This is a genomic window from Psychrobacter aquimaris, assembly GCF_016107525.1.
GTDB classification, from domain to species: domain Bacteria; phylum Pseudomonadota; class Gammaproteobacteria; order Pseudomonadales; family Moraxellaceae; genus Psychrobacter; species Psychrobacter aquimaris.
Genome location: NZ_JABASR010000003.1, coordinates 167361 through 181785, shown reverse-complemented (window position 1 = coordinate 181785; position 14425 = coordinate 167361). Strand labels below are relative to the sequence as shown.

The following is a 14425-nucleotide window of genomic DNA, read 5'->3' as shown; positions in this document are numbered from 1 at the left end:
TTAGCCTTCCTCATTTTGATTCATTTGGGCATACTGAGCCGTCGCAGCTTCGATTTTGCTGCGTGATGGCTTACGGCGTACCGAGGTATAACCTACTGTTTCGCCGTGACGAATGTTCGGCACAACGGTCGCATAGACCCAATAGTGACTACCATCTTTGCATAAGTTCTTAACGTAGCCATGCCATTTTTGCCCAGCTTCTGCGGTATCCCACAAATCTTTATAAGCGGCTTTTGGCATATCAGGGTGGCGCAAAATCGATTGTGGCTGACCAATAAGCTCATCAACGCTGTAGCCACTGATTTCGACAAAAGCATCGTTGACGTGAGTCAGGACACCGTTCAAATCGGTGCGCGATACAATCAGTTTGCCATCAGGATAAGGGCGTTCAATACCAGTATCATAGACAGTGCGCGATGTACCATCATAGTAAGTCAGAGTAATCTGCTCAGCGGGCATATCAGGCTTGTGTGCATCAGGGATTGGAGAACCCATCGTAATCTCCTTCATTTATCGTTATATTCATAATGATTAAAAAGCCAATCTGGTGTGGTACTTGTCGATAACATCATATTGCGTTTTAGCTCAGTAGTAGCCCCAATATTTATTAGGCAATTATCCCATACAAATAATGTGCGCCCTTTTAAATATTTTTTATGAGACAGTCACTCAATTTTGATTTAAAGTGATTTTTATCAGTCACGTTATGTGTTATATGACGTTAAATAATAAAACAATATGCTATCGACAAAAATCCAAAGTCACCAATTAGATAAGTTTTGCAAGGGCTTCTGAAGCACGTTTGATATCTAAGAATATCAAACCAAGTTTCGCATTCGGTTTTGCCATAATGGTAAGTACTGCTTCATCTCCAGATGAGGTCATAATCACGTAGCCTTTTTCACCTTGAATCATAATACGATCGATACCACCACGTGCCAATTCACGACCTGCGCGGTCACCCAATGACAATAAAGCCGCTGACATAGCGCCAACACGGTCTTCATCAACGCCCGTTGGTAGTGCTGATGCAATCATAAGACCATCGTTAGAAATGAGGGCAGATGCTTCAACATCGGCTGATGAGCTGTTTAGGTCTTCCAAAATCTTCTGGAATGAATCTGTACGCATATCGCTTTCTCTGTGACAGGTTATTCAATGGATAAAATAACGGTTAGTAATGATGGGAAATAAATGTCGACTAAGTCAATCATTATAAACCCTTGCTATTAATATTGATATACATGGACTTAAGTGAAAAGCTAAGTTTTTGGGTTTTTATACCGTTTAATGCTCATTATTGACCTTTCGTCTCTGAAACGGAGAGCAATATATAAATATCTATTGATATTGGATGTACTCAGGCATTAGGAAAAAAAGATGCTTTAGTAATACATGGCTATTTTTAGCACAATTAAGTGTATCTTTAGGCTACTCAGTCGATGCCTCAAGGTTCTATAAAAAGGCACACTTTAGACTGGGCCAATAAAAATCGCTTATAACTTTCCATGATGGTGATATTCACTAGACTTATACGCCTCAAAAATGATATATATTATGAGATAAAAAATGTTCTTGTCTCTGAATTTGGCCTCTAAGCATAAATTCAGTCAGCTTTTTTAATCCCATTTGTCTCTACACAAGTCAGCGTGTAGGGGCAATTTCAGTTTTACATCAGTGTCCACAATCCCCTCGTTTGTTATCAATACAATACGACGTGACGTCGGTGTAAATAATCACGATCACCATTTTTACCTTAAGGAAAAGATATGAGTATCAGTCAGGCCATCGAAAAAGTTGAAGCACGTTATGCCCATCAACCTGAATTCGTTCAAGCGGTAAAAGAAGTTGCAATCACGATTGCCCCGCTATACGACGCCCATCCAGAGTATGATGCTTTTAAAATATTTGAGCGCCTCGTTGAGCCTGACCGTATTATTGCTTTTCGTATTAATTGGGAAAATGACCAAGGTGAAGTTCAGGTTAACCGCGGCTGGCGCGTCCAGTTCAGCAATGCCTTGGGTCCTTATAAAGGGGGTGTGAGATTTCATCCGACTGTCAACCAATCTGTTTTGAAGTTCTTAGGCTTTGAGCAAATATTCAAAAATGCTTTGACTGGACTGCCGATGGGTGGCGGTAAAGGCGGCTCTGATTTTGATCCCAAAGGCAAAACAGACAGTGAAATCCGTCGTTTTTGCTATGCCTTTATGCGTGAGCTACATCACTATGTGAATAAAGACATCGATGTGCCAGCTGGTGACATTGGTGTGGGTGGGCGTGAAGTCAGCTATATGTTTGCTATGTATAAGAATTTAACGCACGAACACGGCGGCGTTTTGACTGGTAAAGGCGTTGGCTTCGGTGGTAGTTTGATGCGTACTGAGGCGACAGGTTACGGCGCTGTATATTTCTTAGAGAACATGCTTACCGCGCAAAATGACGATATTAAAGGTAAAAGAGTGCTGGTTTCGGGTGCTGGTAATGTCTCATTACATGCTGCTGAAAAAGCCCATATGCTGGGCGGCATTGTCGTCACTGTGTCAGACTCACAAGGGACTTTGTATGATGAAGCGGGTCTGAATCAAGAAAAAATTGATTGGCTTAAAGCGCAAAAAGCAAAAAGCGAACCGCTGGCTGAGTACGTTGAGGTTTATGGCGGTGAATGGTTTGCGAAGCAAAAACCATGGCAGTTTAAAGGTGACATCGCGATTCCATCAGCGACGCAAAATGAAGTCAGTGAAGAAGATGCCAAGCTCATGGTTGAAAATGGCATTACATACGTTGTCGAAGGTGCCAACATGCCATTGACTGCCGAAGCCATCGATTATATTCGTTTGCACCGTGTGCATTATGCCCCAGGTAAGGCGGCCAATGCAGGCGGTGTGGCCGTTTCTGCGCTTGAGATGTCACAAAACTCAGTACGTCAGTATAAGAGCTTTGAGCAAATAGACTTGCGCCTCAAAAACATCATGAGAAACATTCATGACAGTGCAGCCGATGCCTCAGAACAGTATGGTCAAACGGATAATGGCTATATCAATTATATGGCGGGTGCAAATATCGTTGGTTTTAAACGGGTTGCCGATGCATTGGTTGCTTATGGCATTTTAAACTAAGCACTTTTATCATAGTCGCCTACTAACGAATAGTTGTCTCTAAATCATTATCTACTATAAGTATTTATTAAACTTACTTGATACTACTATTTGCCAGCACCAAAGAATAACGCGTCTATTTTAACGATAGGCGCGTTTTTTATAGATCAACGATGACATGGAATGTCAAAGCATTCTCTATGAAGTGATACGATTGTCCTATTGATAATATGCATTTTTTGAAAGATAATTAATTTAGAACAGTCAATAAAAATAATTTTGTGGAGACCGTTATGAGCAAGATTTTTAAGTCATTTTCGCTAACGACCTTAGGTACTCGTGCTGCAGTAGTAGTGGGTGCGGCTATGTTAAGTACAACAATCTATGCCTCTGCAAGTCCGCCATTAGCAAGTGAAGTGCAAGCCGCTAAAGCCAGTAAAATAAGCTTACAACAAGCCATTAATATTGCTGCCAAAAAGTCATCCGGTCTATTGATGAGTGCCAGCTTTGACCACGATGATGATAAAGCGCAAGGTGGTTTGTATGAGATGGAATTTATAACCAGTAGCCGAAACTATGAAATCAAAGTCGATGCCACAACTGGTAAAGTAATCAGTACGGATGTGGATCGATTAGACAGTGATGATATGGCAGATTATAAGGCGCTTAAACAAGCGAAGATTGATATTAAACAGGCAGTGAAAATTGCTGAAAAACAAACCGGCGGCCGTGTTATAGAGATTGAGTTTAAAAACGACCGAGATTATAGTGATCATGCGTCCTATTATGAGGCTGATATCCTCAAAGGTAATAGTATCGTCTGGTTGAATGTCGATGCCAATACCGGCAGCGTATTTAAAAATAAGTTTAAGAAATAACGAATTTAGATAGATATCGCTAATAGTTGTTTTTTTGCTACTCAATTTTTTGAAAATGGGATAGCAAAGCCGCGCGTTTATTATTAAAAAAGCCCCAGTTATTAAATGACTGGGGCTTTTTTTATTATGATAAATAAAGGTGTATTAACTATGCTGTCTCGCGCCATTGTCCTCGAACCATAATGCCTTGGATAGGGTTCAGCCCCATCTGATAGGCCAAGTCAGCAGGGCGGGCAATATCCCATAGCGCTAAATCAGCATCACAACCCACTTCTATTTTGCCTTTACTCGCTAATCCCAAAGCCTGCGCTGCATAAACCGTTGATCCTGCCAGTACTTCTTCAGGCGTGAGGTAAAAAAGTGTGCAGCCCATATTCATCGTTAATAACAGCGACGTTAACGGTGAGGTGCCAGGGTTACAGTCGGTTGAAATCGCCATTGGAACGCGATGCTTACGCAGTGCCTCAATCGGTGGCAGCTTGGTTTCCCGTAAGGTATAGAACGCTCCGGGTAATATCACCGCAATCGTATTGCTAGCAGCCATCTTCGCTATGTCAGTTTCTGATAAGTGTTCTAAATGGTCGCTAGATAACCCTTTATATTCAGCAACTAAAGCGCTACCGCCTATGTCAGATAGTTGCTCAGAGTGTAGTTTGACTGGCAGGTCTAATGAGCGAGCGACCTCAAAAACGCGTCTGATTTGATCGCTGCTAAACGCAATTTTTTCACAAAAGCCATCGACGGCATCGACTAAGCCTTCGGAGTGTAAAATGGGTAGCCACTCGCAGACTTGCTCAATATAGTCGTCCGCACGGTCCTGCATGTGAGACTTGTATTCAGGTGGTAAGGCGTGCGCTGCTAGATAAGTAGTGCTCACATGAATGCCGTGCTTTTCACCAAGCTGGCGAGCGACGGTAAGCATTTTGCGTTCAGTGTCTAAGTCCAAACCATAACCGGACTTGATTTCGATGCTGGTGACGCCTTCTTTTATGAGCGCGATTAAACGTTTCTCACTTTGCGTAAATAGCGATTCAATACTGGCCGCGCGAGTTGCACTGACGGTTGCGACGATACCGCCGCCTTGTGCAGCAATGTCTTGGTAACTGGCACCTTGCAAACGCGCTTCGAACTCATTGCTGCGGTTGCCGCCATAAACGATATGGGTATGACAATCGATAAGCCCTGGAGTTATCCATTTACCATCGACGTCTGTGACTTGATTCTCTTGATAATGAGGCAGATGCGTCGTGATTTGCTCATGTGCACCAATCCAAGCAATCTTGCCGTTTTTAATACCGATAGCCGCATTATGTAGCTGACCATATGGGATGCTATCAGCATCTTCATAAATATTAAAACCATAGTGCGCTGAAAACGTCGCAATATTGGCATTGATAATGAGGTGGTCAAACGCTGTCATAGTAGATTCGTCGAGCGTCTGCTCGTTAAAATTTTCTGATTCATTCATAGTATGCTCCTAATAATTGGGAGGCGAGTGACCTGTGTTGGTAAGACCTTGTTGTGTGAGATCTAAGTGACAAGTAAGTGCTGTTCTACAATCGTTGCCAGCAGTCGAGCAGCGACCTTGCAGCTACGACTATCCACATCAAAGGTCGGGTTGATCTCAGCAATGTCTGCCATTTTTACTTTACCTGATGCCATAATCAGCTTCACCATACGCTCAACAAAACCCAGCTCAATACCAAAGGCAGCAGGTGCACTGACACCTGGGACGACACTAGAGGGGAGGCAGTCCATATCAATGGTGAGATAAATAATATCAACCTGATCTATGAAGCTTTTGACCTGCTCGGCAAGTGTGTCCCAAGGCTGATAATGACAGTCTTCATCGCTAATGACCTGTACGCCCAGTTGCTCAGCACGATCAAAGAGCGCGGCGGTATTAGAAAAGCGACTGACGCCTATACAGCAATAATGAAAGGGCTGATCGTGTGCGTCAAGATACTCAGCAATTTGACGAAACGGTGTCCCAGAAGTCGCCACATCAGACTGACGAATATCCAAATGAGCGTCACAATTAATAATGCCAATAGTAGGCGCTGTGTGTGTGCTGACAGTCTTATCATTTGTGTCTTTCAACGCCTTCCACAATCCCAAAAAGCTACCGTAAGCGATGGCATGACCACCACCAAGCCCGATGGGTAGGCCACCTTGCTTAATGATAGTGCTAACTGCATCGGCGTATTTGATCTGAGCTTGCTCAAGGGTACGCTCGGCAAAGCCGTCGTTGTCATGACAGTGAATGTCACCTGCATCACCGAGTAAGGATGGTAGTTGATCATTAAAGCGTTGTTGCAACTCGGCAATGACTGGCAATGCAGCGAACGCACGACGAATCAAAGGTGGTGCTGCTCTTGCGCCTACGCGCCCTTGATTGCGTCTAACCCCTTGATCGCACGCAAAACCAACCAGCCCAATATTTTGATTCTCATAAGGCTGGGCGAGCTGATACCAATAGCGGGCGCGCGCAGTCTCAAACGGCTCAGCACGGCCTGTCCACTGAGCCATATCAGCAGGTGTATGGCTAATGGGTGTGGTTGCTACTGTCATCATTGCTCTCCTTGTACCAATTAACCGTTACTTAGACTCGTACCAGTCGCGACGTAGTTCTTGCCAATGTTGAGCAAGTGTACCGTCTAGTACTAGCTGCTTGGCTGCCTCGATATCAGGGGCTAGGTAGCGGTCTTTATCATAAAAAGTCACTTTCTCGCGTAGTTTCTGATGCGCCACTGTCAACGGCTCTGATGTCTCTAGTCCGCGATGGAAGTCGATACCTTGACCAGCAGTTAATAGCTCAATACCGATGATGGTGGCGGTGTTGTGAGCCATCTCATATAGGCGGCGCGCGCAATAGGTTGCCATGGATACATGGTCTTCTTGGTTGGCAGAAGTCGGGATACTATCGACGCTGCCAGGATGGGCGATAGATTTGTTTTCTGAAGCTAGCGCTGCTGCGGTCACATGCGCAATCATAAAACCTGAGTTGACACCAGCGTTATCAACTAGGAATGGCGGCAGACCACCTGACAAAGTCGCATCAATTAGCAAGGCCACACGGCGCTCAGACATCGAGCCAATCTCAGCGATTGCCAAGGCTAAAATATCTGCGGCAAAAGCGACTGGCTCAGCATGGAAGTTACCACCTGAAATAGCGACAGGGCCATCTTCGTTATTAAAAATAAGTGGATTGTCTGTCACGGCATTTGATTCGATGAGTAGCGTTTTTCCTGCTTGGTTAATGATATCAAGACAGGCACCCATAACCTGCGGCTGACAGCGTAAGCAATAAGGGTCTTGTACGCGATCATCTTGCTCGCCATCGTGCGAGGCACGAATGGCACTGCCTTTGATCAATTGACGGTGTGCTTTCGCGATTTCAATTTGACCATGATGACCACGTACTTCATGAATACGGGCATCAAATGGTGAATCTGAGCCTTTGGCCGCATCAATCGACAGTGAGCCGACAATGGTTGCTGTCTCAAGCAAATCACGCGCTAAGAAATAACCACGTAATGCTAGCGCCGTTGATACTTGCGTACCGTTGATGAGCGCAAGGCCTTCTTTGGCTGCCAATGTGATTGGCTTAAGTCCGTGCTGCGCTAATGCATCAGCGGCAAGGACTTTTTTGCCATCGACATAGACGTGACCTTCACCCATCATGGCTAGTGTCATATGTGATAAAGGCGCTAAATCACCAGAGGCACCGACTGAACCTTTGGCTGGGATGTTTGGCGTGATTTGATTGTTGATTAAACCAAGTAAGCTATTCACTACCTCGCGACGTACGCCAGAAACGCCTTGTGCTAGGCTAGCAACTTTCATCACCATAATCAGTCGTACCACGCCATCTGGTAATGCTTCCCCAGTACCAACCGAGTGAGAAACGATCAGGTTGCGCTGAAGCAGCTCAAGCTGGTCATCACTGATACGCGTCTTGGCCAGTAAGCCAAAACCAGTATTGATGCCATAAGCGCTTTTGTCACGGGCAATGATGGTACGCACGTCTTCGTGCGAGGCATCAATCGCCTCGTAAGCACTTTCAGGCAGTGTCAATACAACGGGCTGATCGTAGATAGCACGTAGCATCTCAAAGCTAAGCTGGCGTGGGTGTAGGGTTAATTTTTTTATATTAGTCATGGCTGTAATCCTAATTTTATGAGCTACATTAATGGTATTGTTTGTTGTATATATGCTGTCGTTTATAAATCGTTGACAGTTATGTTATCGAAACTTTCTTAACCAATTCAGATTTTTTAAGTAATCCAGTTCATATACAGCGCCAATTGTCCAAACGCTGCGGCTAGCAAAATACTAAGAACCACGCGCTCAAACCAAATGATGACCATTTTACCAACAGAGACTGGAATTTCAGTCGCCAGTACACAAGGTATCATGGCTGAGAAGAACAGTACGCTGCTAATAGAGATGACCCCTGCCACATAGCGCGTCAGTATATCTGCGTCACTTAGCAACAGGGCTGGCAAGAACATTTCAGCCAATCCTGCTGACATTCCTTTGGCAGCGACCAGAGGCTCTGGTAGGCCGCCAAGCCATGTAAATGGATAAAGAAGCAAGCCCAACGCATCGAACACGGGCATATATTTTGCTAATAGTAATCCGGTTAAGCCAACAGCGATGATAGAAGGCACAATAGCAGCTGCCATCGTCAGACCATCACGAAAATTAGACCATAAAATTTGTTTGAGGTCAGTTGCTTGACGAGAAGTAGACAAACCCAAATCAAATGCTGCCGCTAGTCGTTTACCTCTTGCGTGATCAAGAATTGGACGGTCAACCTTATCATCAAAAAGACTGATAGGCGGAATTCGAGCGGTGATCGCAGTGACAATAAAGGTAATCACTAGCGTAGACCAAAAAAACATATTCCAAAATTCCATGATCCCAAGCGTTTTGGCGACAATCACCATAAACGCTGCTGATACCGTCGAAAATCCAGTCGCGATGATAATGGCTTCACGCGCTGAATATTGCTTTTGCAAATACACACGATTGGTAATGAGTAGACCGATAGAGTAGCTACCGACAAAGGAAGCGACGGCATCAATCGCCGATGATCCGGGCGTTTTCCAGATAGGCTTCATAATCGGCTGCATGAGCACACCAACCATCTCGAGCAAACCAAAGCCAACCAAAAATGCCAATATCAATGCCCCGATTGGTACAATCATACCGACTGGTAATGCCAGTTTTTCAAACAAAAACGGCAGCATGTCTGCTTCCATCATGAAGGCAGGCGCAGCGCTAGCAACATACATCACCGCCAATATCAGACCGATCACTTTAAAAGCAGTCATAATCATATGAGTGATATTTTTATTCCACGAGCCGTCGATAAACGGTTTACTCACGCCATAGAGCATAAGTAAAAACAGTAACGTCACCGACAGAGTATGCTGCTGAGTAACCAAATAGGTCGCGCCATGATCGAACAAAATCGTGCTTTTTTCACCAATGGTAAACGGCACAAAAAACATCACCAGACCGATAGCACTAAAGACAATGAGCTGTATCAGTGCCACAGGGGTCGATAGCAGTTTTTTTGACGATGTCGTTGCATTTTCATCGTGCAGATCAGATGTTGTGTTTTGCTCAATCATATTATCCTCCTTGATAAGATGGTTTGGGTATGCTACTTAATCATTGGCAGGTTTAGACCGTAATCTTTTGCTGTTTTAATCGCTAACTCATAACCTGCATCGGCATGACGCATAACGCCTGAACCGCAATCATTGACGAGCACTCGTGACAAGCGTTTGGCTGCGGCATCTGTACCGTCTGCGACAATGACCATACCTGAATGCTGCGAGTAGCCCATGCCGACACCGCCGCCATGATGCAGTGATACCCACGTTGCGCCGCCTGCCACGTTCAGCATGCCGTTTAAGAGTGCCCAATCAGATACCGCGTCTGAGCCGTCTTTCATGCTCTCTGTTTCGCGGTTTGGACTAGCGACAGAGCCCGTATCCAAATGATCACGACCAATAACGATCGGGCCTTTTAGCTCACCGTTTTTGACCATTTCATTAAATGCCAAGCCTGCTTTGTCACGTTCGCCAAGACCTAACCAGCAGATACGCGCAGGCAAGCCTTGGAACTGAATACGCTCTTTTGCCATATCGAGCCAGCGATGGATATGCTGATTTTCAGGGAATAGCTCTTTGATTTTTTGATCGGTTTTGTAAATGTCTTCTGGATCGCCTGAGAGCGCGACCCAGCGGAATGGGCCTTTGCCTTGGCAAAATAGTGGACGAATATAGGCGGGGACAAAACCTGGGAAATTAAAGGCATCTTTGACGCCTTCATCGAACGCCACTTGACGGATATTATTACCGTAATCAGTCGCTGGAATATCCATCGCTTGCAGATCCAAAATCGCTTGGACGTGTACCGCACAAGATTCAGCAGCGGCTTTGGTCAGCGCTGCATGTTGCTCTGGATCTTCTTGGGCAGCTTTCCATTCTTCAACGGTCCAGCCGCTTGGTAGATAGCCATTGATCAAATCATGCGCTGAGGTTTGATCGGTGACCAAATCTGGCTTCATACCGCCAGCATTAGCACGCTTGACCATCTCAGGCAAAATATCTGCGGCATTACCAAGGAGGGCGATTGAAACCGCTTCACCTGCGTCGGTATGCTGTTTGATCAACTCATAAGCGTGGTCAAGATCGTCTGCTTGCTTATCGACATAACCAGTACGCAAGCGGAAATCGATACTAGACTGCTGACATTCGATGTTCAGTGAAGTTGCGCCTGAAAAAGTCGCGGCTAGTGGCTGCGCGCCGCCCATACCACCAAGACCAGCGGTTAAAATCCAGCGACCTGCCCAGCTACCATCATAATGCTGACGACCTGCTTCGACAAAGGTCTCGTAAGTCCCTTGCACGATGCCTTGCGTACCGATATAAATCCAGCTACCCGCCGTCATCTGACCGTACATAAACAAGTCTTTACGATCGAGCTCATTGAAGTGCTCCCATGTTGCCCAGCGCGGTACGAGATTTGAGTTAGCAATCAAGACACGCGGTGCGTTTTCATGCGTCTGAAATACGCCTACTGGTTTACCAGACTGTACTAGCAACGTCTCATCATCTTCTAACTCTTTCAGCGACTCTAAGATTTGATCATAGCTTTCCCAATTACGGGCGGCGCGGCCAATACCACCGTATACCACAAGGCTTTTTGGATTTTCCGCCACATCAGGATGTAGGTTGTTTTGCAGCATGCGATAAGGTGCTTCGGTCAGCCAGCTTTTGCAATGAAGGGTGCTGCCAGTTGGTGCAGCGATATTACGGCTCTCATCACGGCGAGTCAATTTGGTGTTGTTGGTTCCATGGTCAGTAGTCATGAACATATCCTTGTAATAGCTAGTAGGGCGATAAAGTAATCAAAGTCAGTGTTTTACAGTCAGTCTATACATTCAGCGAAATATAGATTAAACGAAGCAGATTTTTTAGTACCGCTGTAAAGTTGTATATACAAATTATCAAAGTTTATTTTTTCATGCAAGCAATTTTTTTATAAATGACTTAATTATTTTTGTGAGGGTTTTGGTGGATAGACAGAAGTCAGGGTGTTTTGCCAAGGCTCATGACGTTATCTCGTGATATTATGGCGCTACTCTTATTGGTGAAATTAACGGTTAAAAACGGACATGACAAAGACAATTCCGGCATATCAGCGGATTAAAAATGCCATATTAGACAATATTCACTCTGGTAAATGGCAAGCGGGCAATGCAATTTCTACAGAAATGGCGTTGGCAAAAGAATTTGGCGTATCTCGCATGACGGTCAATCGCGCCTTGAAAGAACTAAGCGAAGAGCGAGTGCTAGAGCGCCGGCAAGGATCGGGAACGTTTGTCGCGCAGCAGCAGTTCAATCATACCTTTGTAGAAGTGCGTAATATCGCGCAGGATCTAAAATCTGCCAATCGTGATTATCAGGCACAAGTGGTGAGTAAGCGTGTACTTACTGCTGCGATGTTGAACGATGAATTACGGCGTAAATTTGATATTGATGAAGTAGCTGTGTCTTCTAATACAAGCTCTAACACAAACGCTCATACAACCATAATGGATGACAGTACGGGCGCAGATAGTAGCAGCGATACTCCTGTTTTATACGAGGTAAAAATCATTCATTTTGCGGATGGTCAGCCCATACAGTATGAAGAGCGCTGGGTGGATGCGAAGAAGGTGCCAGAATTTATTGAGCAGGATTTCAGTGTGGTCAATACCAGTGATTACCTCATTGCCAAAAGTCCACTGGAGCGCGGTCGCTATACCATTCGTGCACTAGCAGCACCAGATGAGATTGCCGCGCTACTGCAAATCGCACCGCAGTCGCCGACATTGGTATTGCGTCGTCAGACTTATTCAGCAGGTCGAGTATTGACCTTTGTGACGATGTGGCATGCCGGTGATCGCTATCAATTCTCAGGTGAATTATAATAGTCTTACGCATGCTCACTGTTTTTGTACGTTTATTCTTTCTGAAGTGCGCTAGTATATGAATGAATGGCTATTTAATCGGCAATAATAATATTAAGACCTGCCTAAAAAATGTCTAAAAATTCAAAGATAATATAAAAACAGTATTGAAAAATATGCTGAGCATCCTCAAATCGAGCAGCCAAAGCTAAATAATGCGGCGCAAATACTTTATTATAGTATTTGCCTGTGCTGGTCTTATCCTTATTTGTTGCTATGGTCTTATTGGCACGACACCTTTTTTGCATTATTCATTCACTCTTATAAGGACGTCTTATGAAACGTCGTACTCTTTTAGCCCTTGCCGCCAGTACTATGCTACTTGCCGCTTGTGGTCAGTCTACTACCAATGAAGCAGAAACCAATGCGACGGACAGTGCCGCGACGGGTGGCTCTGATTTGCTGCAACGTATCAATAATGGTGGCACCATCAACGTCGGTACAGAGGGTACTTATCCACCATTCACCTATCATGATGAGAGTGGCAAGCTGACGGGCTATGATGTCGAAGTGACACGTGCGGTTGCGGATAAACTAGGCGTAGACGTCGAATTTAAAGAGACCCAGTGGGATGCTATGCTGGCTGGTTTGGACTCAAAACGCTTCGATATGGTGGCCAATCAAGTAAGCTTGACCACGCCTGAACGTTTGGCAAAGTATGACAAAGCCATGCCGTATAGCTGGTCAGGTGCTGTTGTTTTAGCACCGACTGATGACAATCGTTATAGCTCGTGGGAAGGTTTAAAAGGTCTGCGTACTGCGCAATCATTGAGCAGTAACTATGGTGAGCTTGCAGAACGCTACGGCGCAGAAATCGTCCCTGTCGATGGTATGGCGCAAGCGATTCAACTGGTTAAGCAAGATCGAGCTGACTTCACGATGAATGACAATCTGGCAGTATTGGATTATCTAAAAAAATTCCCAGATGCAGCACTTGAGATCAAACTGACAGCGCCTGCTAGTGAGCAGACTGGGTCAGGTCTAGTACTCATAAAAGGTGATGATGAAGTCGTGGCAAAACTGAATGAAGCAATGGCCGCATTAGCAGCTGATGGGACACTGACCAAGCTTAGCGAAGAGTTCTTTGGTGCTGATATAAGTCAACAAAAATAATGCTAGCGTCTATTACGTCAATGTTCACTGATTTATTGGCATTATTGCCATTTATGGATCCTGCGCGGGCGCAAATTGTCATTGATTCGTTTTGGCCGATGCTCAAAGGCGGTATCTATTATTCGATACCGCTGGCATTGATCTCATTTGCGATTGGGATGATGATTGCATTGACAGTGGCATTGATTCGTATCGTTCCGCGTGCCAGTTGGTTTCATGAGGTTATTTACAGACTTGCCCGTATTTATGTGTCCGCCATTCGCGGTACGCCAATGCTTGTTCAGTTATTTATTATTTTCTACGGCTTGCCGAGTATCGGGGTAAAGCTTGATCCCTTTCCTTCAGCAATTATAGCCTTTTCGCTCAATATTGGCGCTTATGCATCGGAGACGGTGCGTGCTTCGATTTTGTCCATTCCGAAAGGACAGTGGGAAGCAGGCTCAACCGTTGGCTTGACGTATCTACAAACCTTTCGCCACGTGATTTTGCCGCAAGCACTTCGGGTGTCAGTACCCCCGTTATCCAATACCTTTATCAGCCTAGTAAAAGACACGTCTTTGGCATCATTGGTATTGGTAACCGAGCTATTTAAGCAGGCACAAATCATCACGGCACGTAACTATGAGTTTATGTTGGTTTATACCGAAGCGGCCATTATTTATTGGGGTATTTGTCTGTTCTTGACCTTTATTCAAGGTAAGCTTGAAACCAGACTCGATCGTTATGTGGCGAAATAAACCCTTGATAATTGGGGCAGTATAGGATGGTAATACCGCGTCGATAAGCGTGTGTTATTAGCAAATAGA

The 14425-nt window shown here is 44.9% G+C and carries 12 protein-coding genes; 5 read left to right on the top strand and 7 right to left on the bottom strand.

Going from position 1 to position 14425, the window contains the following annotated elements; all coding sequences use genetic code 11:
* Complete coding sequence (locus tag JFC10_RS04065) at positions 1-495, bottom strand: PAS domain-containing protein (RefSeq protein ID WP_198331775.1); 495 nt, start codon at positions 493-495, stop codon at positions 1-3.
* Between the two features lie 273 nt (positions 496-768).
* The gene (locus JFC10_RS04060) at positions 769-1131 is read right to left on the bottom strand and encodes a roadblock/LC7 domain-containing protein (protein ID WP_198331774.1); all 363 of its coding nucleotides are present in this window, start codon (positions 1129-1131) and stop codon (positions 769-771) included.
* A 638-nt stretch (positions 1132-1769) separates the two neighbouring features.
* Between JFC10_RS04060 and gdhA the strand changes: the two genes are divergently transcribed.
* Both gdhA and JFC10_RS04050 read left to right on the top strand, forming a co-directional pair.
* Positions 1770-3116, top strand: coding sequence for an NADP-specific glutamate dehydrogenase (gene gdhA, locus JFC10_RS04055; RefSeq protein WP_198331773.1), 1347 nt, complete (start codon positions 1770-1772; stop codon positions 3114-3116).
* A gap of 272 nt (positions 3117-3388) precedes the next feature.
* Positions 3389-3973 carry a PepSY domain-containing protein gene (locus tag JFC10_RS04050; protein WP_198331772.1) on the top strand — a complete coding sequence of 195 codons (585 nt, stop codon included), beginning with the start codon at positions 3389-3391 and terminating at the stop codon, positions 3971-3973.
* 148 nt (positions 3974-4121) lie between these two features.
* Here the strand turns inward: JFC10_RS04050 and hutI are convergent, their stop codons facing one another.
* The 5 genes from hutI to hutU form a co-directional block, all read right to left on the bottom strand.
* Positions 4122-5441 (bottom strand): imidazolonepropionase, encoded by a 1320-nt coding sequence (gene hutI / locus JFC10_RS04045; RefSeq protein WP_198331771.1) that lies wholly within the window; start codon positions 5439-5441, stop codon positions 4122-4124.
* 62 nt (positions 5442-5503) lie between these two features.
* Positions 5504-6547, bottom strand: coding sequence for a formimidoylglutamase (gene hutG, locus JFC10_RS04040; RefSeq protein ID WP_406947321.1), 1044 nt, complete (start codon positions 6545-6547; stop codon positions 5504-5506).
* 24 nt (positions 6548-6571) lie between these two features.
* Positions 6572-8134: a histidine ammonia-lyase gene (gene hutH, locus JFC10_RS04035; protein WP_198331770.1), complete on the bottom strand. Its 1563-nt coding sequence runs from the start codon at positions 8132-8134 to the stop codon at positions 6572-6574.
* A gap of 116 nt (positions 8135-8250) precedes the next feature.
* Entirely contained in the window at positions 8251-9615 is a 1365-nt protein-coding gene (locus JFC10_RS04030) for a YjiH family protein (protein WP_198331769.1), read from the bottom strand.
* Between the two features lie 32 nt (positions 9616-9647).
* On the bottom strand, positions 9648-11363 hold the full coding sequence (gene hutU, locus JFC10_RS04025; RefSeq protein WP_198331768.1) for a urocanate hydratase: 1716 nt from the start codon (positions 11361-11363) through the stop codon (positions 9648-9650).
* Between the two features lie 306 nt (positions 11364-11669).
* On the opposite strand from hutU, the gene JFC10_RS04020 reads away from it, so the two are divergent.
* The 3 genes from JFC10_RS04020 to JFC10_RS04010 all read left to right on the top strand — a co-directional run bounded on the left by JFC10_RS04020 (position 11670) and on the right by JFC10_RS04010 (position 14356).
* Positions 11670-12467, top strand: coding sequence for a UTRA domain-containing protein (locus JFC10_RS04020; RefSeq protein WP_198331767.1), 798 nt, complete (start codon positions 11670-11672; stop codon positions 12465-12467).
* 315 nt (positions 12468-12782) lie between these two features.
* Entirely contained in the window at positions 12783-13619 is an 837-nt protein-coding gene (locus JFC10_RS04015) for an amino acid ABC transporter substrate-binding protein (RefSeq protein ID WP_193011739.1), read from the top strand.
* Positions 13619-14356: an amino acid ABC transporter permease gene (locus tag JFC10_RS04010; protein ID WP_287045581.1), complete on the top strand. Its 738-nt coding sequence runs from the start codon at positions 13619-13621 to the stop codon at positions 14354-14356. Before JFC10_RS04015 ends, JFC10_RS04010 begins: the two co-directional genes overlap by 1 nt.
* Positions 14357-14425: the final 69 nt, after the last annotated feature.

Bases quoted from the DNA above. Each gene is read 5' to 3' on its own strand.
- JFC10_RS04015 (WP_193011739.1), top strand. From the start codon at position 12,783: ATGAAACGTCGTACTCTTTTAGCCCTTGCCGCCAGTACTATGCTACTT.
- JFC10_RS04060 (WP_198331774.1), bottom strand. From the start codon at position 1,131: ATGCGTACAGATTCATTCCAGAAGATTTTGGAAGACCTAAACAGCTCA.
- hutH (WP_198331770.1), bottom strand. From the start codon at position 8,134: ATGACTAATATAAAAAAATTAACCCTACACCCACGCCAGCTTAGCTTT.
- JFC10_RS04020 (WP_198331767.1), top strand. From the start codon at position 11,670: ATGACAAAGACAATTCCGGCATATCAGCGGATTAAAAATGCCATATTA.
- JFC10_RS04030 (WP_198331769.1), bottom strand. From the start codon at position 9,615: ATGATTGAGCAAAACACAACATCTGATCTGCACGATGAAAATGCAACG.
- hutG (WP_406947321.1), bottom strand. From the start codon at position 6,547: ATGATGACAGTAGCAACCACACCCATTAGCCATACACCTGCTGATATG.
- JFC10_RS04050 (WP_198331772.1), top strand. From the start codon at position 3,389: ATGAGCAAGATTTTTAAGTCATTTTCGCTAACGACCTTAGGTACTCGT.
- JFC10_RS04065 (WP_198331775.1), bottom strand. From the start codon at position 495: ATGGGTTCTCCAATCCCTGATGCACACAAGCCTGATATGCCCGCTGAG.
- hutI (WP_198331771.1), bottom strand. From the start codon at position 5,441: ATGAATGAATCAGAAAATTTTAACGAGCAGACGCTCGACGAATCTACT.
- hutU (WP_198331768.1), bottom strand. From the start codon at position 11,363: ATGACTACTGACCATGGAACCAACAACACCAAATTGACTCGCCGTGAT.
- gdhA (WP_198331773.1), top strand. From the start codon at position 1,770: ATGAGTATCAGTCAGGCCATCGAAAAAGTTGAAGCACGTTATGCCCAT.
- JFC10_RS04010 (WP_287045581.1), top strand. From the start codon at position 13,619: ATGCTAGCGTCTATTACGTCAATGTTCACTGATTTATTGGCATTATTG.